Below are 19,799 nucleotides of genomic sequence, written 5' to 3'. Positions count from 1 at the left end.
GCGTCCCGATGATGCTCGCAACCGGCATGGCGTCCACAGCCCACGCGACCGACGACACGGACGGATCCGGCGGAAAGGTACAGGCGACGGTCTACGTCGGCGACCCCGTCGACCTGGTTACGAACGAAAATGTGACCGCATGGGTCCAGTGCCCCACCGGCGCGACCGCGCTCGGCGGCGGTGGCCTCACCGACGGCACCGACGCCACTACTGCCTTCCTCACGGACTCCATCCCCATTGACGCCGGCGGCGCCCCCGCAGCCGAGGGAACAAGCGCGACCGGCTGGTCCGTTTCGGCGACGCATCTTGACCCCGACTCCACCCTGACGGCGTACGTCGTCTGCCAGGAGAAGAAGAGGGACTGACTCAGCACTGCGGAGGGCGTGCCCAGCACGCCCTCCGCACAGTGCGACGCCGGATCAGGCCCCTGAGATGCCGCCCTCGGCGGCGGCCGTGACGAAGGCCGCGAAGGCGGCGGGGGTGACGGCGAAGGCGGGGCCGTCGGGGTTCTTGGAGTCGCGGACGGCGATACGGCAAGGCTGGGCGGCGACCTCGATGCAGTCGCCTCCGGTGTTGCCGCTGTACGAGGACTTGCGCCAGGCGGCGGCGCCGAGCGGGGCGCACTCGATGCAGTCGCCGCCAGTGCCTCCGCTATAGCTGGACTTACGCCACGGCGCGCCGGTCAGGTTCTGGTTGGTCCCCATAACGTTCCTCCCGTACGCGGGCGATCAGTGCCGCCGAGTCCTCCACAGAGAGGGCTGCGGCCTGCAGATGATCGTAACGGTGCGCACAGTCCCTGACCGTCTCCGGGTTGGCGGTCACATGGGCCGAGCCGTAGCTCTCGGCGTAGACGATATCCGGGTCTCCGTCGAACCTCAGAACATTGAACGACCCGACCGTCGCCGGGTGTTGACCGGCATCGAAGGGAAGCACCTGAATGCGGACCTCACGTCGATCCCGGAAGCCCAACAAATGGAGGAGTTGATTCCGCATGATGTCGCGACTACCGAAGGGCCGGTGCAGCACCGCCTCCTCCAGCACCACCCATACCAGCGGCGGGCGCTCCCGGTTCAAGATGCGCTGGCGCTCCATCCTCGCGGCCACCGCCTCATCGAGCCTGTCCGACCAGCCCGCCTGGAGCACCGCACGCGCGTAGTCGGGGGTCTGCAACAGCCCGTACACCAACTGCGCCTGAAACGTAGAGATGTACGCCGCCTTCGCCTCCATCTCCGCATACGCCTGGAACCAGCTCGGCAACTGACTCCGCAGCACCAGCCCCACCAGCCGCGAGAACACCCCTCCCGTCCCCAGCGCCGCATCCACCCGTTCCGAGAAGTCCCTCGTCGGCACCTTCCTCGCCGTCTCGATCTGGCCGATCAGCGACGCCGTACAGAAGACACAGCCGCCGAGCTCGCCCTGCTTCAGCCCGGCGTCCTCTCTCAGGCGGCGCAGTTCGGAGCCGTAGTAGTCCAGCGGCGATGCGCTGGGATCGAGGTCGCGGATATTGACCACGCGGGCGGTCACCCCCAAGCTCACGCCTCGCGGCGTTCGTTTCCGTTCGTAGCCGAGCGTAACCACACCACCGCACGCTGGTGACATGAATCACGTAACTGACTGCTCACCAGCGGCAATTAGCGACAGCTACCGCACAGGCTTCACCCTCGGTGAGCACTCGGCCCGGCATCTGCGGCGCATCCTGCGGACGTTCCTGACCCGCTGGGAGATGGCCACGCTGACCGACGCCGCCGAGCTGGCCCTGACCGAGCTGGTCGCCAATGTCGTACAGCATGTGCCGGGCAGGCGCTGCACGCTGCTCATCCTGCGACGGCCGGACGGACTGCGGGTCGAGGTCTCCGACGAGCACCCGCACTGCCCCCGCCCGGTGCGCCCCGAGTGCAGAGGCGACGAGCTCGACGAGGGCGGGCGGGGGCTGCTCCTTGTCGAGGCCGTGACCGACCGCTGGGGCACGCTGCCACTCCCAGGAGGCAAGACGATGTGGTTCGAGTGCGACGCGTGAGGCACGATGGGCGGCCGGACACCCCGTACGACCAGGAGGAACCATGGCCGCCGCGCCCAAGCCGGAGACCCTCGCCGCCTTCGAGGCCGCCAAGGGCTTCATGCCGGTACGGGAAGGGCTCGCCCTGTACGCCGCCGCCACCGAGGCGGGCGGTCTTGGCCTGCCGCTGCTCGAGGTCGGCACGTACTGCGGGCGCTCGACCATCCTGCTCGCCGACGCCGCCCGCGAGGCGGGCACGACGGCCGTCACGGTCGACCACCACCGGGGCAGCGAGGAGCAGCAGCCGGGCTGGGACTACCACGACCCGGAGACCGTGGACCCCGAGATCGGCTGCATGGACACGCTGCCCACCTTCCGCCGGACCCTGCACAAGGCCGGTCTGGAGCAGCACGTCATCGCGGTCGTCGGCCGTTCCCCGCAGGTGGCGCGGGTCTGGGGCACACCGCTCGGCCTGGTCTTCATAGACGGCGGCCACACCGATGAGCACGCGGGCGGGGACTACGAGGGCTGGGCGCCGCACGTCGCCGACGGCGGCCTGCTGGTCATCCACGACGTCTTCCCCGACCCGGTCGACGAGTGGACCGGCCAGGCCCCGTACCGCGTCTACCTCCGGGCACTCGCGTCCGGCGCGTTCTCCGAGTTCTCGGCGACCGACTCGCTGCGCGTCCTGCGGCGTACAGGGCCGGGGATCTGAGCCGTCCCGCTAGCATCGCGAGGGTGTCGTACGACGAGAACCAGCCCTCCACCCGTTCGCGCCGCATCGGCCGCGGCAATCTGACCATCGCGATCGCCGCGCTGGTGCCGACCGCCCTGGCGGGGTGGCTGGTCTGGAAGGCGATTGGCGGCCCGGAGGACAACGAGCCTCCGAAGGTGCTGCCGACGCCGAGTCGGCAGACCACCGCGGGCAAGCCGGGACCTGCCCCATCGCCTTCGCCGCCCGCCTCCTCCCCCGCCGCCTCGTCCGCTCCCTCACCCTCGCCCTCCTCGAAGGGGAGCGCGTCGGGGCCGCTGGCCGGCAAGGTCGTGGTCGTCGACCCGGGACACAATCCCGGAAATTTCCGGCACACGAGCGAAATCAATGAACTCGTGGATATCGGAACCAATCGCAAGGAATGCGACACGACGGGCACGGCCACCAACGACGGCTACACCGAAGCCGCATTCACCTTCGATGTTTCACAACGTCTTCGCACACTGCTCGAGAAGCAGGGTGCGACGGTCAAATTCACCCACACCAACGATCGCCCGTTCGGTCCTTGCGTGGACGAACGGGCGCGCATCGGCAACAAGGCCGGGGCTGACGCCGTCGTCTCCGTCCACGCGGACGGCTCGGGCGTCGGCAACCGCGGCTTCCACGTCATCCTTCCCGCCCTGGTCAAGGGCGGTGCGGCGGACACCGCGAAGATCGTCGCCCCGTCCCGCGACCTCGGCGAGCGGATCGCCGGAAAGTTCGTGCGCGCAACCGGCAGCGCCCCCTCCAACTACGTCGGCGGCGGCACCGGGTTGGACGTACGCGAGGATCTCGGCGGCCTGAATCTGTCCACCGTGCCCAAGGTGTTCATCGAATGCGGCAATATGCGTGACCCGAAAGACGCCGCCCTGCTGAAGAGTTCGAGCTGGCGGCAGAAAGCGGCGCAGGGAATCGCGGACGGGATCGGCAGTTACCTCCAGAGGTAACAGTGCGATACCCGGCAGACGGCCGGATCGGGCAGACGATAGATTCACCTCTACGATGGGGAGTCACCCCCGAGCTCCGCGCCGTGCACACCGCCACACCGGCGGCAGCGACGACCGCCCCGATGAGACGACCGACGAAGGACTTTTACGTGAACATCCGCTCCCTGACCCGAGGTGACGGCGTGGTGATCGGAGCAGCGGTCCTGCTGTTCATCGCCTCGTTCCTCAACACGAGCGACTGCTCCGGCTCCCTCTGCGACGCTGTCCCGAACACCTGGGAGTTCTCGCCGATGGGGTGGGGCAGCTACTTCCCCGGCGTGGTCGGCGCAGCGCTGATCGTGGTCAACCGGGGGCTGCCCCAGCCTCGCAAGATCGCGGGCCTGGACCTCGGACAGCTCGGCGTCACCCTCACCGCCGCTTCGGCCTGGGTCATCCTCATGTGGATGTTCGAGGCGGAAAACGCGGGCAGCGCGCTCATCCTCGGCCTGATCGCGGCCCTGCTGATGGTCGCGGGTGCGTTCGCCACCCCGCTCGTCCCAGTCCTTCAGGCCCCGCTCGTCGGCGCCCCGAAGCAGGCCGCGAACCCGTACGGCGCCCAGCCCGGCGCCCCCGGCGGCTACGGCTACCCGGGCGCCCAGCAGCAGCCCTACGGCGCGCAGCCGGGTCAGCCCCAGCCGTACGGCGCCCAGCCGCAGCCGGGTCAGCAGCAGGCCCCGGCCGCGCCACAGCAGGCCGGCGGCGCCGCCGACTTCACGCCGTTCTGGTTCGCGGTTCCGGTGGCCCGTCCGCTGTACGGCGAGGACGGTTCGCCGACCCCGATCGCCGAACTCGCGCCGGGCACCTGGTACCTCGCGGTCGAGCAGCGCGGTCCGGGCCTCATCGCCCAGACGCAGGACGGCCGCCGTGGCGTCCTGCAGGACGCCACGGGTATCCAGCGCGGCTGACGCACACGGTCGTTCAGCGGCCCCCCGCCCTTCCGGGCGGGGGGCCGCTGCCGTACCCTGACGCCCCGTCAGAAACATACGGCTGGAGGGGACCCGGTATGCGACTCGGCCTTGCTCTCGGCTACTGGGGCCGCGGCCCCGACCCCGGCCATCTGGAGCTCGCCCGGGAGGCCGAGCGGCTCGGCTACGACTCGGTGTGGACCGCCGAGGCCTGGGGTTCCGACGCCTTCACCCCCCTCACCTGGATCGCGGCGCACACCTCCCGTATCCGGCTCGGCACAGCGGTGGCCCAGATGGCCGCCCGCACGCCCACCGCCACCGCGATGCACGCGCTCACCCTGGACCATCTCTCCGGCGGCCGGATGATGCTCGGGCTTGGCCTGTCGGGGCCGCAGGTGGTGGAGGGCTGGTACGGCCGCCCCTTCCCGAAGAGCCCGCTGACGGCGACCCGCGAGTACGTCGACGTGATCCGCCAAGTCCTCAGGCGCGAGGCCCCTGTTGAGCTGGCGGGCCGCTTCCACTCCCATCCGTACACCGGTGAGGACGGCAGCGGTCTCGGCAAGCCGCTCAAGCCCATCACGCATCCGCTGCGTGCCTCATTACCCGTCCTGCTGGGCGCCGAAGGGCCGAAGAACATCTCCCAGACGACGCGCATCGCCGACGGCTGGCTCCCGTTGTACTGGTCGCCACTGCGCACGGACGTGTACGAGGCCTCCCTCACCGAGCTGCCCGACGGCTTCCTGATCGCGCCAATGGCCCGCGCCAAGGTCTGCGACGACGTCGCCGAGGGGCTGCTCCCGGTCAAGGCGATGCTCGGCTTCTACATCGGCGGCATGGGCCACGCGGCCCGTAACTTCCACGCCGACCTGATGGCGCGCATGGGGTATGCGTCCGAGGCCGGGCACATCCAGCAACTGTTCGCCGACGGCCGCCGCGAGGAGGCCGTCCTCGCGGTCCCCGACGCCTTCGCCGACGAGATCTCACTCGTCGGACCGCGCGGCCGGATCGCGGAACGGCTTGAACTGTGGCGCAAGGGCCCGGTCACGGACCTGCTGGTGACCGCGCCGGACCCGCATACGCTGCGGGTGCTGGCCGAGCTCAACTCGTAACTGAATTCCGGGGCTCGGCGAACGTCCAGGTTTCACACGCTCACAAGCGGCAACCCGATGCGCATGAGCCTTAGTCATCGGAACGGAACGCTGCAGGCCGCGAAGGTCATCACGATCGTGGCCGATGTCATGGCCGTCATCCTCGGCCTCTGGATCCTGATGTACCTACTGGACGCCAACCGTGCCAACGACCTGGTGAGCTTCATCCAGGACGCGGCGCGCTGGCTGGCCGGCTGGTCCTACGACCTGTTCACGTTCGACGAGGCGTGGGCGAGGGTGGTGGCCGGGTATGGGCTGGCGGCGGTCGTGTACTTGTTTGTGGGGCACGCGGTGGCGGGGCGGTTGCGGAGGTAGTGGGGGGCGGCCGCTGCGCGGGGCTTGTTCCCCGCCCCGCCCCTGCCCGTAACCGGGGCTCCGCCCCGTACCTCGCTGCTCAAACGCCGGAGGGGCTGAATGTTCAGCCCCTCCGGCGTTTGAGGACACGCGCGAAGCGCATACGGGGGTCTGGGGCATACTTCCTACCGCATCCCGGGACCTGCGGCATGACGCAGTTCTTACTACCACCCCGTTTTCCGCCGCGGGCTGTCGACACGTCCGCCCCTCGTGTTCGCGACCGGGATGCGGATGTCGGTAGACATTCGTTAACCGGGCCGGGCGAAGAGCCGGTCGCTGGCCTGGCGTGGGCGATCTTGGGAGATCATCAGGAGCCACGCCGGGTGTCTACCAGCCGCACCACACCGTGCTCCCGTTGTCGCTGAGGAGGTCGTCACGGACCCACCCCTCGGTGTTGGAGTGGTCGTCCCGCACGTAGGTCCAGGTGTAGGTCGAGTTCTGGCGCGTCCAGCAGTGGTAGTCCAGGCGTTCCCATGCGTGGACGCCTCCCGTGATGGCGCAGAGGGTCGAGGAGCCCGTGCGCTGGTTAGCCCCATTGCCCGTGAACTCCCACGAACTACCGTCCTTGTCTCCCGGGGACACCCCACAGAGGGCCTCTGCGGAGGCAGGCGAGGCCGCCGCAAGGCCGAGCAACGGGGTGATCAGCCCCAGGACGACGGCTGATGACAGTAGGGAACTTTTCCTATTCATGAACATGCCATGATCGTATCATCGAAGCACCCCGTAAGCCCACGCCATATGGGGTGGTAGTAAGAACTGCGTCATGAGCCGCAGGTCCTGGGATGCGGTAGGAAGTATGCCGTCCTGAGTAGAGGGGATCAGCACATCCTCGCTGGTCATCGACGTGCTCTGCGGCAGGCCATGACAGAGAAGAACCTTTCCTTCCCGCAGCCTCAACACCGTAGCCAGGTCAGCCTTGCCCCGGGAAGGGGCGGGTAGGGGAACAGCCCCGCCGCAGGCGGACCATCAGCAGCAGTCCGGTGCCAAGCCCACCGGCAGCCGCTCCCCGCCGAAGACCGCCGTCGTCGCCTCGTCCCCGCCCAGTGCCGCCACCGCCAGCAGCAGCGATCCCGCCGTCCAGGTGGTGAGTTCCTCCGGCCACATGGCCCGGTTTCCCTCGAAGACGTACCCCGTCCAGTACATGCCGCCTTCGGCACGCAGATGCTGGACGGACTGGAGGATCTCCAGCGCCCGGTCGGACTCGCCCATCACCCACAGGGCCAGGGCCAGTTCGCAGCTCTCACCGCCGGTCACCCAGGGGTTGGGCAGCACGCACCGCACCCCGAGGCCGGGGACCACGAAATCGTCCCAGCTCTGCTCGATACGCGACTTGGCATCCACGCCCGTCAGCGCGCCGCCGAGGATCGGGTAGTACCAGTCCATGGAGTAGCGGCTCTTGTCGAGGAAGCGCTCGGGGTGCCTGCATATGGCGTGCGCGAGCGCGCCCGCCGCCAACTCCCAGTCGGGCTGCGGCTCTTCGCGCTCCTCGGCGATCGCCAGCGCGCAGCGCAGCGCCTGGTGGACCGACGAACTGCCGGTCAGCAGCGCGTCGTTGACCGCGGTGCCGTCCGCCTCCCGCTTCCAGCCGATCTGGCCGCCGGGCTGCTGCAGCTCCAGTACGAACTCGATTGCGGCGAACACGGCCGGCCACATCCGGTCGAGGAACATCTCGTCGCCGGTGGCGAGGTAGTGGTGCCAGACGCCGACGGCGATGTACGCGCAGAAGTTCGTCTCGCGGCCGCGGTCGGTGGGGCGGTCCGCGTCGCCGTCGTGATAGGCGGCGTACCAGGACCCGTCCTGGTTCTGGTGCCGCGCCAGCCACTCGTACGCACGGGCCGCGGCGTCGTGCTCGCCCGCCGCGTCCAGTGCCATCGCGGCCTCGGTGTGGTCCCACGGGTCGAGGTGATGCCCGCGGAACCACGGAATCGCGCCGTCCTCGCGCTGCGCGGCGAGTACCCCCGCGACCGTCTCGGCGGCTTCCTCCGCGGTGAGCACCCCGGGCAGGACGAGGTGCTCCGTACGGCCCGGAGAGGTCACTTGGCGGCCGCCGCAGGCAGGTGCGGCTTGGTCGCGTACGCCACGAAACTCTTGCCGATCAGCGGGTTGAGCGCCTGCTCGGCGAGGCGGGTGGCCAGTGGCTTCTTCATGATGTCCCAGACCAGCAGCTGGTGGTACGCCTTGACCGGCAGGGCCTTGTCGTTGTCCACGCCGAAGGCGCACTTGAGCCACCAGTAGGGCGAGTGCAGCGCGTGCGCGTGGTGCGTGCCGTACGGCTTGAGCCCGGCCTCCCGCATCCTGCCGAGCAACTCGTCGGCCTTGTAGATGCGGATGTGGCCGCCTTCGACCTCGTGGTACGCGTCGCTGAGCGCCCAGCAGATCTTCTCGGGGCCGTAGCGGGGGACGGTGACGGCGATGCGCCCGCCGGGCTTGAGGACCCGCACCATCTCTGCGAGCACGCCCTTGTCGTCCGGGATGTGCTCCATCACCTCGGAGATGATCACGACGTCGAACGACTCGTCGGGGAAGGGAAGGTTGAGTGCGTCGCCCTCCATGGCGGTGGCGGTGGCGCCCTCGGGCGCCTCCCCGGCGTCCTTCATCGCGGCGAACCACTTGGCGACCTCGCGGATCTCCTCGCCGTTCTGGTCGAGCGCCACGACCTGCGCACCGCGCCGATAGCACTCGAACGCGTGCCGCCCGGCGCCGCACCCGAGGTCGAGCACGCGGTCGCCTGCGGCAAGCGGAAAGCGGGAGAAGTCGACGGTCAGCACGAGGTCGGCCTGCCTTCGAGGTCGGAGGAACCAGTTCCTGTGGCCGCGGAGCGGCGAGCACCCTGGACGGACCGTGCCCAGGAAGTACGTTGGGCCGCGGAGCGGCCGGGATTCGGGCCCGCGGAGCGGACAGGGGCCTGCGGCTGCCCCGTCACCGGGGCACCCCCGCGGCCCGCGGCACCGCGAACGGCCTGGGCGTGCTTCGTCACCGGGCAACTCCTGTGGCCGCGGAGCGGGCGGGGGACGGGGCCGCGGAGCGGACCGAAGGCTGCCGGGACGCGATCGCCTCGCGGTAGTGCTCCGCCGTGCCGATCGCCGCCTGGCGCCAGGTGAACCGGGCCAGCACCCGCTCCCGGCCCGCCGCCCCCAGCCGTACACGCAGCTCGGAATCGCCCAGCAACCGGCCCAGCGCTGCCGCCAGCGCCCCCGCATCACCCGGCGGCACCGCCAGGCACGTCTCCCCGTCCGGCCCGGCCACCTCCGGAATCGCACCCCCGGTCGTGGCGACGAGCGGCGTCCCCGTCGCCATCGCCTCGGCCGCCGGCAGCGAGAAACCCTCGTACAGCGACGGCACACATGCGATCTGCGCGCTCCGTACCAGGTCGACCAGTTCCGCGTCCGTGATCCCCTTGACGAACTCGACCGCGTCCTCGAGCCCGTACCGCGCGATGAGCTGCGCGACCGGCCCGTCCTCCGCGCGCTTGCCGACGACGACGAGATGCGCGGCGGGGTTCTCCGTACGGAGCTTCGCCAGCGCCTCGACCAGGTGCACGAGGCCCTTCAGCGGAACGTCCGCGCTGGACGTGGTGACGATCCGGCCGGGAACCTCCGCGACCGCCGGGTTCGGCGACCACAGGTCCGTGTCGGCCCCGATGTGCACGACGTGGACGCGATCGCTCCGCACCCCGAGGTGGTCCACGATCTCCTGCTGCGAGGAGCCGGAGACGGTCAGCACGGACGGCAGCCGCCGGGCCACCCGCTTCTGCATCCGGGTAAAGCCGTACCAGCGCCGCACCGACGCCCGCCGCCGCCAGCCGTCCGCGGCGTCCAGCTCCAACTGACGGTCGACCGTGATCGGGTGGTGGATGGTGGTGACCAGCGGCGCACCGAGGTCGGCCAGCAGCCCGTACCCGAGCGTCTGGTTGTCGTGGATGACGTCGAACTGCCCGCGCCGCACGGCCAGATGACGCCGGGCGCGCAGCGAGAAGGTCAGCGGTTCGGGGAAGCCACCGGTCCACATCGTCGCGACCTCGACCGCGTCGATCCAGTCGCGGTACTCACCGCGCTTCGGCGTACGAAACGGGTCCGGGCTCCGGTAAAGATCCAGGCTGCCCAGCTCGGTGAGGGGCACGCCTTCGTCCAGTACGGGATAGGGCTGCGCGCCGATCACCTCGACGCTGTGGCCGAGCCGGGCGAGCTCGCGCGAAAGGTGCCGCACATAGACGCCCTGGCCGCCGCAGAAGGGGTTGCCCTTGTAGGTGAGGAGCGCGATTCGCAGCGGATCGTCACCGCCGGACGGGCGCCCGGACGACCCCCCGGACAGGCCCGAACGAGGGCCGGCCTCTATGGCCTCAGCGGTCACTCACGGCCCCCTTCTCGCTGCGTTTTCGCCGGAGCGTAACCGCTCACGCTAATCTAGAACAAGTTACAGACTTGATCGTTCAAGGAGCTTCGAATCTACCGGCAGGTAGCGCGGCTGTGAGGGCCCGGATCAGGTGATTCGCGCCACGAGGGGCACGCTGCCATGCTGTGCGATCCGGACTCGCACATGGAACGGGACATATGAGAGCGGAAGCCAAGTCTGCGGGGGCCTCGTTGCCGCCCCTGACAGAACGCCAGGAGGCGCGTCGGCGCCGCATCCTGCACGCCAGTGCGCAGCTGGCCAGCCGAGGCGGCTTCGACGCCGTGCAGATGCGCGAGGTCGCCGAGTCCTCGTCCGTCGCGCTCGGCACGCTCTACCGTTACTTCCCCTCCAAGATCCACCTGCTGGTCGCCACCATGCAGGACCAGCTCCAGCACATGCACACGACGCTGCGCAAGCGGCCCCCGGCCGGGGACACCGCGGCGGAACGGGTCGCCGAGACGCTGATGCGGGCGTTCCGCGCGCTCCAGCGGGAGCCGCATCTCGCGGACGCGATGGTGCGGGCGCTGACCTTCGCGGACCGCAGCGTGAGCCCCGAGGTGGACACGGTGTCCCGGCAGACGACGGCGATCATCCTGGACGCGATGGGTCTGGAGAACCCGACGCCGGAGCAGCTCTCCGCGGTCCGCGTGATCGAGCACACCTGGCACTCGGCGCTGATCACCTGGCTCTCGGGCAGGGCGTCGATTGCCCAGGTGAAGATCGACATCGAGACGGTGTGCCGCCTGATCGACCTGACGGAGACTCCGCCCGGCCGGGCTGGAAAATCAAGCCCGTCCGGCGCTTGAGGAGCGGGGTTCGGGGCGGGCAGGAAAACAAGCCCGCCACCGACGTCTAGCCCTCCGGCGGAAAGACCGGCTCCCCGCTCTCCAGCACCCTGATCGCGATCGCCTCCACCGGGCAGTTCTCCGCCGCCGCCAGGAGCTGCTCATTGGCATCGGTGTCGGCGGTCTGCGGATGCGACTGCCGTGCCGAGTCCAGCGCGAACCCGTCCGGCGCGTGGCTCACGCACATGCCCGAGCCGATGCAGACGCTCCGGTCGACCTCGACGTGCCAGCGGTCACCCATCACTTACTCCCGTACTCGGCCGGCAGATGGATCATCTTGTGCTCCAGGTACGAGCCGTACCCCTCGGGCCCGAACTCTCGCCCCAGGCCTGAGTTCTTGTAGCCACCGAACGGCCCGAGCATATCGAGGCTGAACGTATTGACGTTGTATGTCCCGGTTCTGACTCGCCGAGCGAAATCGACGCCGCGCTCGACGTCCGCGGTCCAGACGCTGCCGCTGAGCCCGTAGTCGGAGTCGTTCGCGATCTTCGCCGCCTCGCTCTCGTCCCCGTACGGCAGCAGACAGATCACCGGCCCGAAGATCTCTTCGCGGGCGATGCGCATCGAGTTGTCGACCCCGCCGAAGAGCGTCGGCTCGACGTACCAGCCCCGCTCCAGTCCGGCCGGGCGCCCGCCGCCGGTGAGGATCTTGGCGCCTTCCTCCTGGCCGATCCTGATGAAATCGAGCGAACGCTGCTGCTGGCGCCTGGCCACCAGCGGCCCGACCTGCGTCGCCGCGTCGAGCGGGTCGCCCACCACCAGCGCGGAGGCCGCCGCCGCGAACGCCTCGGCGATCTCGTCGTAGCGGCTGCGCGGCGCGAGGATACGGGTCTGGGCCACGCACGCCTGCCCGTTGTTCATCCACGCCGCGGGCACGATCCCGGCGACCGTCGACTCCAGGTCCGCGTCCGGCAGGATCACCGCCGCCGACTTGCCGCCGAGCTCCAGGGTGACTCGGGTGAGATTGCGCGAGGCGACCTCCATGACCCGCTTGCCCGCGGCGACCGACCCGGTGAAGGACACCTTGTCGACGCCGGGGTGCCCGACCAGATACTCGCTCACCTCCCGGTCGGCGGGCAGGATCGACAGGACACCCTCCGGGAGCCCGGCCTCCTTGGCGATCTCGCCGAGGATGTACGAGTCGAGAGGCGACTCGGGCGAGGGCTTGAGCACCACGGTGCAGCCGGCCAGCAGCGCCGGGCCCAGCTTGGCGGCGGCCGTGAACTGCGGGACGTTCCAGGGCACGACGGCCGCGACGACGCCCACCGGCTCCCGTAGCACGAGGATCGGCCCGAGCACTCCGGCCCGCCGCTCCTCGTGCGGATAGTCCCGCGCGACCGTGATCGCCGCGTCCCACACCATCATCGCGCCGAGCGCCTGGGCGAGGACGCTCCAGGAGTACGGGGAGCCGTTCTGCGAGCTGATGGAGCGGGCGATCTCCTCGTGCCGTACGGCGATCGCGTCCTTGATCCGGCTCACCACCGCGATCCGCTCATCCAGCGTCGCCCGCGGCCAGGGCCCTTCGTCGAAGGCCTTGCGAGCGGCGGCCACCGCCCGGTCGACGTCCGCGCGGGAGGCGTGCGGAACGCGCCCGATGACGTGCTCGGTGTGGGGCGAGACGACCTCGATGACGTCGCCGCCGAGGGGATCGGTCAACTCCCCGCCGATGAACAGCTTTCCGTGTTCCACAAGCTCGGTCATGGCTGCTGCCTCCCGCTGCCCGGCGCTTTCTGACACTGTTTCAGAACTGATATCAGTTCTAGTTATAGGGAGCAATGGCCATGACGAAAGAGCCCCCGACCAGCGATTTCCCAACAGGGCGGGGGCTGCTTGAGCTGCGCGGCGTCGTCGCGGAACCGTGGGGCGGGCGCTTGCGGGCCCGCCCGTACATCGCGTCGGCTGCCTGCCGCGTACTGCTCGGCATCGGGTGTGCGCACGTGCGGAGCGTGAAGCCGGGGTCAAGGCAGTCACCGCTGGTGGCCTCGCCTTCGTCCTGTGCTGGGAAGGGGGAGCACGGCTGGGGCGATGCATGCGCTCCGAGTGCTCCCGGGCATTTGTGGACACGTCCAGGAACGGGCGACGGCGTTATTGCACAGCACGCTGCGAAAACACCGAAGCAGTGAAGCGACATCGTTCCCGGCGCTCACGCCTGAAGCCTTGACTCGGACCGTCAGTCGCTTGGCCGGCCGATTCTGCTGGTCATGGCACGCCAAGGCCGGTGCCGATGCTTGGATATGACGTACAGGCATCCGTTGGCGAGTGGAGCGAGTATGTCCGATCTGAAAGAGGAGCTGCACCGCAAGCTGCAAGCCGGCAGGGCAGGGCTGCTGTCCAAGCTTGACGGCTTGAGCGAGTACGACCTGCGCCGACCCATGACACCGACCGGCACCAACTTGCTCGGCATCATCAAGCACCTGGCCGGCGTGGAGTACGAGTACCTTGGCGCTTCGTTCAAGCGGCCGTCGCCGGAGACCATGTCGTGGATCGAGGACGGCTCGCTGTGGGAGGGCGCCGACATGTGGGCGACACCCGACGAGTCCAGCGAGTACCTGATCGGGCTCTACAACCGCGCCTGTGCGCACGGCGATCAGACCATCGCGGATCTGGACCTGCAGGCCCCCGGGTGGGTGGCACACTGGCCTGAGGAAAGGCGCGACACGACCTTGGGCGTCCTGCTCATTCGGATGGTGGCCGAGACTGCCCAGCATGCCGGCCATGCAGATGTCGTCCGCGAGCTCATCGACGGGCGGGCCGGTCCTGATCATGACGCTTTCGGGGACGAGGCTTGGTGGCGGGAGTACGTTGCTGCGATCCAGACGGCTGCGGACTCATTCGCGACAGGCGTTCACGCCGTCGGTCATGGGGCCGATGGGTCGTGACTCAGTCGGTCAGGCCGCGTGCGGCGTTGGCATTGGCATTGGCGGGCGACGGCCTGGTGTCGTCAGAGCCCTGCGTCAGCTCGCTTGGGCGAATACGGCCTGCAGGAAATCCTCAAGGATCTCGTTGAAGACATCCGGTCGTTCCATGTTGGGGTAGTGCGCGGTGCCTTCGACGGTTGCCGCACGGCCGTTGGCGACGGTGCGTACGAGGCGTTCGGCCATGCCGATGAGGTCGTCTCCATCGATGCCGCCATTGATGGCCAGCACCGGGATCGTGATCTTCGCTGCTCGTGCCCAGGTATCGGTCACGGGCACGGTCCAGTCATGTTCGGTGCTGGTGTGCTTGGCGATCGTCCGTGTGGTCATCTCGCGCAGCCGTCGCACGACCTTCTGGTCGACGTCGTCGAGCATGCGGTGCGGGCCGGCCGCGGACAGCAGGGCGGCGTTGATCCAGCCGTCGGCATCGCCGGCGGCCAGGGCACGAGCTTGCGCGGCGAAGATGTCCTTGGTCCAGGAGTCGTGGAATTCGGGCTCACTGGTTCCGCCGCCGCTGACGACCAGAGCATGGACCAGATCGGGGTGCTCCAGTGCGGTGTCGACCGCGATGCTCGCGCCCATCGACAGTCCGACGAGGACCGCGGGACCGACGTCGAGGTGACGCAGCAGCGCGGCGAGGTCGTCGGTCTGACGGAATGGTCTGCTCGCGTTGGAGGATCCGCCGTGTCCGCGGGCGTCCGGTGCGATCACCCGGCAGTTCCGCGCGAGGACCGGCGCCTGGTCATCCCACATGCTGTGGTCCAGGTAGCCGCCGTGCAGCAGCACCAGCGGCCGGCCCGCCCCGACGTCGCGGTAGGCGAGGTGGCCGTCCTCGGTCTCGAACGAGAACATGTCAGAAGCAGCAGTCATGACAACCAAGGTGCCATCTTCCTTGGGGATTGGCAACCAAGGTGTCATCCTGGTGGGGTGACCGACACCGACCCGCCCCTCGCACCCGATGACCTCGCCCACCGGCTCACGGAGGTGTTCGACCTCGTGGGTCCGCTGTACCGACGCGTGCAGCGCAAGGTGGAACAGGCCGCACCGATCGAGGGACTGTCCGTCGGCGTGCGCGCCGTCCTGGACCTGCTCCGCGAAAACGGACCCATGACCGTCCCGCAGATGGGCCGCGCACAGGCGCTGAGCCGACAGTTCGTGCAGCGCATGGTCAACGACGCCGCAGCAGGGCAGCTGGTCGAGATCATCCCGAACCCCGCTCACCAGCGGTCTTCGTTGATCCGGCTGACCGACCGGGGCAGGGCGGCTATCACCGCTGTGATTGCCCGCGAGCATGCTTTGCTGCGTGAGGTGGACGGGGACCTGACCGACGCCGACGTGACGGCTTGCGTACGGGTACTCACGAGGATGCTTGAGCTCTTCGACAACGTCGATGTGAACTGACTTGCGTCGATGCCTTTCAACCGGCGGCCGCGTGCTCGGCCGGCTCAGGCGTTGGGACGCTTGCCGTGATTGGCCTTCTTCTTCTTGCGGCCGCGTCGCTTGTTCCCTCGCTTAGCCATGGCGCACATCTCCCTCATTCAGGACTTTCCACACCTCCGCCAGTCTAGATTCGGCCCGAGGTGTCCGCATCAGCGGTTTCGCGGCCACAGCGCCTACCGACTGGGCCGTCCCCGGGGCGCGCGAGGTTGACCAACACCGACAGCCCATGACAGTCAGCCGAGGCATCGCCGCAGGTCAGTCAACTCCCCAGGAACAACGGTCGACTTGGGCGACCATTGGAACCAGTTCTAGTTATAGTGAGCAATGGCCATGCCGCCGAAGAGAGATGAGAGCCTCATGACGCAGGTGACCGACCACGGCGGGGGCGTCTGGTCCATCGAGGTGCCCATCCCGGACAACCCACTCGGTCACACCCTGGTCCACCTGCTCGACACCGACCGCGGCCCCGTCCTCATCGACACCGGCTGGGACGACCCGACGTCCTGGGACACCCTCACCGCCGGCCTCGGCTCGCTCGGCGTCTCCGTCGCCGAGATCCACGGCGTCGTCATCACCCACCACCACCCCGACCACCACGGCCTGTCCGGGCAGGTCCGCGACGCCTCCGGCGCGTGGATCGCGATGCATGCCGCCGACAGCGCGGTGGTACGCCGCACCCGCGAGGCCGAACCCGGGCTCTGGCTCGACTACTTGGCGGACAAGCTGACCAGGGCGGGCGCCCCCGACGCGCACATCGAGCCGCTGCGGGCGGCCCGCGCCTCGGGCCGGATACGTACGCTGCCGGGGCTGCGCGCGGCCTTGCCCGACCGGGAGATCGTCCCCGGCGAGCTCCTCGACCTGGCGGGCCGACGGCTGCGCGCCATCTGGACCCCGGGCCACACCCCCGGCCACGTCTGCCTCCACCTGGAGGAGACCCACCCGGCGAACCGGCCGGGCCATGGCCGGCTCTTCTCCGGCGACCATCTCCTGCCCGAGATCACCCCGCACATCGGCCTGTACGAGGACCCGGACGACACCACCGTCACCGACCCCCTCGGCGACTACCTCGACTCGCTGGAGCGGGTGGGCCGCCTCTCCCCTGCCGAGGTGTTCCCGGCGCACCAGTACGCCTTCCCCGACGCGGCCTCCCGGGTACGGGAGTTGCTCGCCCATCATGAGGAGCGCCTCACCGGCCTGCTCGCCCTCCTGGCCGAGCCGCTCACGCCCTGGCAGGTCGCCGAGCGGATGGAGTGGAACCGGCCCTGGGAGCAGATTCCGTACGGGTCACGGAACATCGCGGTCTCGGAGGCGGAGGCGCATCTGCGGCGGCTGGTGAAGCTGGGACGCGCGGAGGCGCTGTCGGGCAGTGTCCAGACGAAATACGTGGCGGCGTAGGCGTATCGGAGAGCAGGCGATCCCAGCGGTCCCGCGGAGCGCCGTACGGACGGCCGCCGGGGGGCCGCGGGACCGGCCTCGGTTGTTACTGGACAGACAGCGGCACGGGGTGGATTTCGCTGGCCGGGTGACCGGTTCGCTCGTGTATGCGCTTCACCGCTTCCGCGGAGGGCGCCTCGGACAGGCAGTACACGACTCCCGCGTCGGGGTCGGCCCACGCCCGCTCGAAGTGCACTCCTTCCTCCGCCTCGATCTCCAGGTCCGCCCGGTGTGCCGCCGAGAGCTGCTCGGCCGTGATGCCCTCCATGCCGTGGTGGACATCCATAAACGTGGTCATCGCCCGCCACCTCCAGCCGTGTCGTCGGTCATGGGCTTCGGCACGGATGAGGAGGCGCGTCGTCCCGCCCTGGTGCCGGAGTCCTCCTCCCACCATCGTGCGCCCGCCACCTCCCTGAGGCGACCCGGGTTGCCGCCTCATCCGTGCTCGGGTGTCCGCCCCACTCCCAGCCGGTGACCGGCCGGTAGATACATGGGCGAGTCGTCATCATGCCCGTACGGGGGGAAGCCGGTGCAAATCCGGCACTGACCCGCAGCCGTGAGCCGCCGTCGCAGGCGGTGAGTCGGAATGCCCCGTACGCGGTCGTGACCGGCTCGTTGCCACCGGAACCGCCAGTGGCAGGCACCGTCGAGGCATACGGAGCCGAGCCCTGGTGCCTCAGCGTGCCTGTGCCCGGCTCCCGCAGGAGAGGCCCAGCCCGCCATGACCACCGTTCGCCGCAGCGCCGCAGTGCTCGCCGCCTCCGCCGTACTCGGCATGGCCATCGCCTCGGCCGCCGCACCGGCCGCGATCGCAGCGCCGACCCCGGCTCCCTCCACCGTGCTGCCGTCCGGCCTGTACGGCACGGGCGATCCGACCTACGACGGCGTCTGGCGGCAGTCGCTCGCGCTGCTCGCGCAGGACACGGTGGGCGTCAGGCCCGCCGCGAAGGCCGTGGACTGGCTGACCGGTCAGCAGTGCGACAGCGGGGCCTTCCCCTCGTACCGCGCCGACGCAACCAAGCCGTGCGACGCGAAGCTGCCGCTGGACTCCAACGCGAGCGCGGCCGCCGTGCAGGCGCTCGCCGCGCTCGGCGGGCAGGACGCCACCGTGAAGAAGACGGCCGGCTGGCTGAAGTCCGTCCAGAACGCCGACGGCGGCTGGGGTTACAACCCGGGCGGGGCCAGCGACGCGAACTCCACCTCCATAGTGATCGGCGCGCTCGCGGCTGCGGGCGAGACGCCGGACGCAGTGAAGTCGAAGGACGGCAGGACGCCGTACGACGCGCTGCTGACGTTCGCGCAGCCGTGCGGCGGGAAGGACGGCGGCGCGTTCCTCTTCCAGCCGAAGCAGCCGGGGATGGTCGCCGACTCCACCGCGGCCGCGGTGCTCGGTGCGCACGGCAAGGGCTTTGTCGTGACCGCGGGCGCGAAGGACGCGAAGGGCACGGTCTGCGAGAAGTCGACGACCGTCGAGGGCGCGGCGCACAACGGCGCGGCGTATCTGGCGGCCGCGCTCGCCAAGACCGGCCATCTCAACACCCCGCCTATGCCGGGCGCGACGGACCCGGCCGAGAAGCCGGACTTCGGCAACACGGCGGACGCGGTCGTCGCGCTGACCGCGCAGGGCCTGGGCGACCAGGCGAAGAAGCCGCTCGCGTGGCTGCAGCAGAACTCCGCGGCCTGGGCGAAGGAGTCGGGCCCGGCGGCGTACGCGCAGCTGATCCTGGCGGCGCACGCGGCCGGCGCGGACCCGAAGTCCTTCGGCGGTACGGACCTGGTGGCGGCCTTGAACGCGACGGGCCCGGCACCGGAGAAGTCCGCGGCTTCCGAGAAGCCCGAGAAGGCCGAGAAGTCCGACTCCGGCTCGGACGCCGGGGTGTGGTGGATCGTCGGCGCGTTCTTCGTCGCCAGCATCGGCGCGGGCATCCTGTTCAGCGGCCGCCGCAAGAACCAGCAGCACTGATGCGTACGCGACTGCTCGCCCTGGTCCTCGCGCTGGGCACCGCACTGACGGTGCTGGGCGCGGGTCCGGCGCAGGCGGCCGGCTACCGCTACTGGTCGTTCTGGCAGAGCAGCGGCGGCACATGGACGTACGCGACGCAGGGCCCGGCGACGGCGAAGCCCGCGGACGGCTCGGTGAACGGCTTCCGGTTCTCGGTGAGCGAGGACAGCGGGGATGCGGCGCAGCCGCGTACGGCTGCGGACTTCGAGGCGATCTGCGGCGGTACGCGGCCGAAGCCGGGCGCGAAGCGGATCGCGCTCGTCATCGACTCCGGCACGCAGGCGGACGCCCCGTCGGGCGAGACGCCCCCGGCGTCACGGGTGGCGTGCGCGCAGGTGCGGCCGGACGCGACGACCGCGGAGGCGCTGGCGGAGGTGGCGAAGCCGCTGCGGTACAACAGCCAGGCGCTGCTCTGCGCGATTTCGGGCTACCCGGAGACGGGCTGCGGCGAGCAGGTCGCGGCGACGGAGCCGAAGGCCTCGGCCGCGCCCAAGGCAGGCGCCGCCGACGACAGCGGCCCATCGATCGGCATAGTCGCCGGCCTCGGGGCGATCCTCGCGCTGGGCGCGGCGGCTGTGTGGCAGTCCCGCCGCCGCAGGTACCCCGGTCCGCGGTGAGCGTGGGCCAGGGG

Annotated in this window: 25 protein-coding genes and 1 riboswitch; of the genes, 14 read left to right on the top strand and 11 right to left on the bottom strand. The window is 69.8% G+C overall.

Translation table 11 applies throughout. The annotated features are described in order from the left end of the window. The first annotated feature begins 26 nt into the window (after window positions 1-26). Window positions 27-365 carry a hypothetical protein gene (locus ACZ3H8_RS34715; RefSeq protein ID WP_467408562.1) on the top strand — a complete coding sequence of 113 codons (339 nt, stop codon included), beginning with the start codon at window positions 27-29 and terminating at the stop codon, window positions 363-365. Between the two features lie 54 nt (window positions 366-419). Here ACZ3H8_RS34715 and ACZ3H8_RS34710 read toward each other — a convergent pair whose 3' ends face one another. Both ACZ3H8_RS34710 and ACZ3H8_RS34705 read right to left on the bottom strand, forming a co-directional pair. After that, window positions 420-704 carry a DUF397 domain-containing protein gene (locus ACZ3H8_RS34710; protein WP_467408559.1) on the bottom strand — a complete coding sequence of 95 codons (285 nt, stop codon included), beginning with the start codon at window positions 702-704 and terminating at the stop codon, window positions 420-422. After that, window positions 664-1,512 carry a helix-turn-helix domain-containing protein gene (locus ACZ3H8_RS34705; RefSeq protein ID WP_467408613.1) on the bottom strand — a complete coding sequence of 283 codons (849 nt, stop codon included), beginning with the start codon at window positions 1,510-1,512 and terminating at the stop codon, window positions 664-666. The genes ACZ3H8_RS34710 and ACZ3H8_RS34705 overlap by 41 nt, the downstream gene beginning before the upstream one ends. Window positions 1,513-1,597: 85 nt before the next feature. Here ACZ3H8_RS34705 and ACZ3H8_RS34700 point away from each other — a divergent pair, with 85 nt between their 5' ends. The 6 genes from ACZ3H8_RS34700 to ACZ3H8_RS34675 all read left to right on the top strand — a co-directional run bounded on the left by ACZ3H8_RS34700 (window position 1,598) and on the right by ACZ3H8_RS34675 (window position 6,101). Then, window positions 1,598-2,017, top strand: a complete 420-nt coding sequence (locus ACZ3H8_RS34700) for an ATP-binding protein (RefSeq protein WP_467408557.1) — start codon at window positions 1,598-1,600, stop codon at window positions 2,015-2,017. 43 nt (window positions 2,018-2,060) lie between these two features. Next, window positions 2,061-2,711, top strand: a complete 651-nt coding sequence (locus tag ACZ3H8_RS34695) for a class I SAM-dependent methyltransferase (RefSeq protein WP_467408555.1) — start codon at window positions 2,061-2,063, stop codon at window positions 2,709-2,711. Between the two features lie 14 nt (window positions 2,712-2,725). Continuing rightward, window positions 2,726-3,694, top strand: coding sequence for an N-acetylmuramoyl-L-alanine amidase (locus tag ACZ3H8_RS34690; protein ID WP_467408612.1), 969 nt, complete (start codon window positions 2,726-2,728; stop codon window positions 3,692-3,694). Between the two features lie 149 nt (window positions 3,695-3,843). Next, the gene (locus tag ACZ3H8_RS34685; protein ID WP_467408554.1) at window positions 3,844-4,638 is read left to right on the top strand and encodes a hypothetical protein; all 795 of its coding nucleotides are present in this window, start codon (window positions 3,844-3,846) and stop codon (window positions 4,636-4,638) included. A 98-nt stretch (window positions 4,639-4,736) separates the two neighbouring features. Beyond that, window positions 4,737-5,747, top strand: a complete 1,011-nt coding sequence (locus ACZ3H8_RS34680; RefSeq protein ID WP_467408552.1) for an LLM class F420-dependent oxidoreductase — start codon at window positions 4,737-4,739, stop codon at window positions 5,745-5,747. Window positions 5,748-5,810: 63 nt separating this feature from the next. Then, entirely contained in the window at window positions 5,811-6,101 is a 291-nt protein-coding gene (locus tag ACZ3H8_RS34675) for a hypothetical protein (RefSeq protein ID WP_467408551.1), read from the top strand. 366 nt (window positions 6,102-6,467) lie between these two features. On the opposite strand, the gene ACZ3H8_RS34670 is transcribed toward ACZ3H8_RS34675, so the two are convergent. The 4 genes from ACZ3H8_RS34670 to ACZ3H8_RS34655 all read right to left on the bottom strand — a co-directional run bounded on the left by ACZ3H8_RS34670 (window position 6,468) and on the right by ACZ3H8_RS34655 (window position 10,490). Then, window positions 6,468-6,830: an SH3 domain-containing protein gene (locus tag ACZ3H8_RS34670; RefSeq protein ID WP_467408548.1), complete on the bottom strand. Its 363-nt coding sequence runs from the start codon at window positions 6,828-6,830 to the stop codon at window positions 6,468-6,470. Window positions 6,831-7,106: 276 nt separating this feature from the next. After that, on the bottom strand, window positions 7,107-8,177 hold the full coding sequence (locus ACZ3H8_RS34665; RefSeq protein WP_467408547.1) for a prenyltransferase/squalene oxidase repeat-containing protein: 1,071 nt from the start codon (window positions 8,175-8,177) through the stop codon (window positions 7,107-7,109). After that, window positions 8,174-8,908, bottom strand: a complete 735-nt coding sequence (locus ACZ3H8_RS34660; RefSeq protein WP_467408544.1) for a class I SAM-dependent methyltransferase — start codon at window positions 8,906-8,908, stop codon at window positions 8,174-8,176. Before ACZ3H8_RS34660 ends, ACZ3H8_RS34665 begins: the two co-directional genes overlap by 4 nt. 205 nt (window positions 8,909-9,113) lie before the next feature. Then, window positions 9,114-10,490 carry a glycosyltransferase family 4 protein gene (locus tag ACZ3H8_RS34655; protein ID WP_467408542.1) on the bottom strand — a complete coding sequence of 459 codons (1,377 nt, stop codon included), beginning with the start codon at window positions 10,488-10,490 and terminating at the stop codon, window positions 9,114-9,116. Between the two features lie 200 nt (window positions 10,491-10,690). Between ACZ3H8_RS34655 and ACZ3H8_RS34650 the strand changes: the two genes are divergently transcribed. Next, entirely contained in the window at window positions 10,691-11,338 is a 648-nt protein-coding gene (locus ACZ3H8_RS34650; RefSeq protein ID WP_467408539.1) for a TetR family transcriptional regulator, read from the top strand. A gap of 46 nt (window positions 11,339-11,384) precedes the next feature. Here ACZ3H8_RS34650 and ACZ3H8_RS34645 read toward each other — a convergent pair whose 3' ends face one another. Together ACZ3H8_RS34645 and ACZ3H8_RS34640 are read right to left on the bottom strand one after the other, a co-directional pair. Beyond that, window positions 11,385-11,618, bottom strand: coding sequence for a ferredoxin (locus tag ACZ3H8_RS34645; RefSeq protein WP_467408538.1), 234 nt, complete (start codon window positions 11,616-11,618; stop codon window positions 11,385-11,387). Continuing rightward, window positions 11,618-13,078: an aldehyde dehydrogenase gene (locus tag ACZ3H8_RS34640; RefSeq protein WP_467408537.1), complete on the bottom strand. Its 1,461-nt coding sequence runs from the start codon at window positions 13,076-13,078 to the stop codon at window positions 11,618-11,620. Before ACZ3H8_RS34640 ends, ACZ3H8_RS34645 begins: the two co-directional genes overlap by 1 nt. Window positions 13,079-13,235: 157 nt before the next feature. On the opposite strand from ACZ3H8_RS34640, the gene ACZ3H8_RS34635 reads away from it, so the two are divergent. Next, window positions 13,236-13,538 carry a CGNR zinc finger domain-containing protein gene (locus tag ACZ3H8_RS34635; RefSeq protein ID WP_467408535.1) on the top strand — a complete coding sequence of 101 codons (303 nt, stop codon included), beginning with the start codon at window positions 13,236-13,238 and terminating at the stop codon, window positions 13,536-13,538. Window positions 13,539-13,647: 109 nt separating this feature from the next. After that, window positions 13,648-14,256, top strand: a complete 609-nt coding sequence (locus ACZ3H8_RS34630; protein WP_467408534.1) for a DinB family protein — start codon at window positions 13,648-13,650, stop codon at window positions 14,254-14,256. Window positions 14,257-14,331: 75 nt separating this feature from the next. Here ACZ3H8_RS34630 and ACZ3H8_RS34625 read toward each other — a convergent pair whose 3' ends face one another. Further along, window positions 14,332-15,162: an alpha/beta fold hydrolase gene (locus ACZ3H8_RS34625; protein WP_467408531.1), complete on the bottom strand. Its 831-nt coding sequence runs from the start codon at window positions 15,160-15,162 to the stop codon at window positions 14,332-14,334. A gap of 57 nt (window positions 15,163-15,219) precedes the next feature. Here ACZ3H8_RS34625 and ACZ3H8_RS34620 point away from each other — a divergent pair, with 57 nt between their 5' ends. Continuing rightward, window positions 15,220-15,693 carry a MarR family winged helix-turn-helix transcriptional regulator gene (locus ACZ3H8_RS34620; RefSeq protein WP_467408529.1) on the top strand — a complete coding sequence of 158 codons (474 nt, stop codon included), beginning with the start codon at window positions 15,220-15,222 and terminating at the stop codon, window positions 15,691-15,693. 44 nt (window positions 15,694-15,737) lie between these two features. Here the strand turns inward: ACZ3H8_RS34620 and ACZ3H8_RS34615 are convergent, their stop codons facing one another. Next, window positions 15,738-15,812: a 50S ribosomal protein bL37 gene (locus ACZ3H8_RS34615; protein WP_099504217.1), complete on the bottom strand. Its 75-nt coding sequence runs from the start codon at window positions 15,810-15,812 to the stop codon at window positions 15,738-15,740. A gap of 277 nt (window positions 15,813-16,089) precedes the next feature. Between ACZ3H8_RS34615 and ACZ3H8_RS34610 the strand changes: the two genes are divergently transcribed. Further along, a complete protein-coding gene (locus ACZ3H8_RS34610) occupies window positions 16,090-17,127 on the top strand; it encodes an MBL fold metallo-hydrolase (protein ID WP_467408526.1) in 1,038 nt (345 codons plus the stop codon). An 85-nt stretch (window positions 17,128-17,212) separates the two neighbouring features. Here the strand turns inward: ACZ3H8_RS34610 and ACZ3H8_RS34605 are convergent, their stop codons facing one another. Continuing rightward, complete coding sequence (locus ACZ3H8_RS34605; RefSeq protein WP_467408525.1) at window positions 17,213-17,464, bottom strand: SCO4226 family nickel-binding protein; 252 nt, start codon at window positions 17,462-17,464, stop codon at window positions 17,213-17,215. Between the two features lie 221 nt (window positions 17,465-17,685). Beyond that, window positions 17,686-17,758, top strand: a riboswitch (cobalamin riboswitch). 129 nt (window positions 17,759-17,887) lie between these two features. Here ACZ3H8_RS34605 and ACZ3H8_RS34600 point away from each other — a divergent pair. Both ACZ3H8_RS34600 and ACZ3H8_RS34595 read left to right on the top strand, forming a co-directional pair. Then, window positions 17,888-19,129, top strand: a complete 1,242-nt coding sequence (locus tag ACZ3H8_RS34600; protein WP_467408522.1) for a prenyltransferase/squalene oxidase repeat-containing protein — start codon at window positions 17,888-17,890, stop codon at window positions 19,127-19,129. Then, window positions 19,129-19,785 carry an SCO2322 family protein gene (locus ACZ3H8_RS34595; protein WP_467408520.1) on the top strand — a complete coding sequence of 219 codons (657 nt, stop codon included), beginning with the start codon at window positions 19,129-19,131 and terminating at the stop codon, window positions 19,783-19,785. The genes ACZ3H8_RS34600 and ACZ3H8_RS34595 overlap by 1 nt, the downstream gene beginning before the upstream one ends. The last annotated feature ends 14 nt before the right edge of the window (window positions 19,786-19,799 follow it).

The sequence above is a fragment of the Streptomyces sp. NPDC002868 genome, from assembly GCF_055563295.1.
This window is presented reverse-complemented; position numbering and strand designations above follow the sequence as displayed.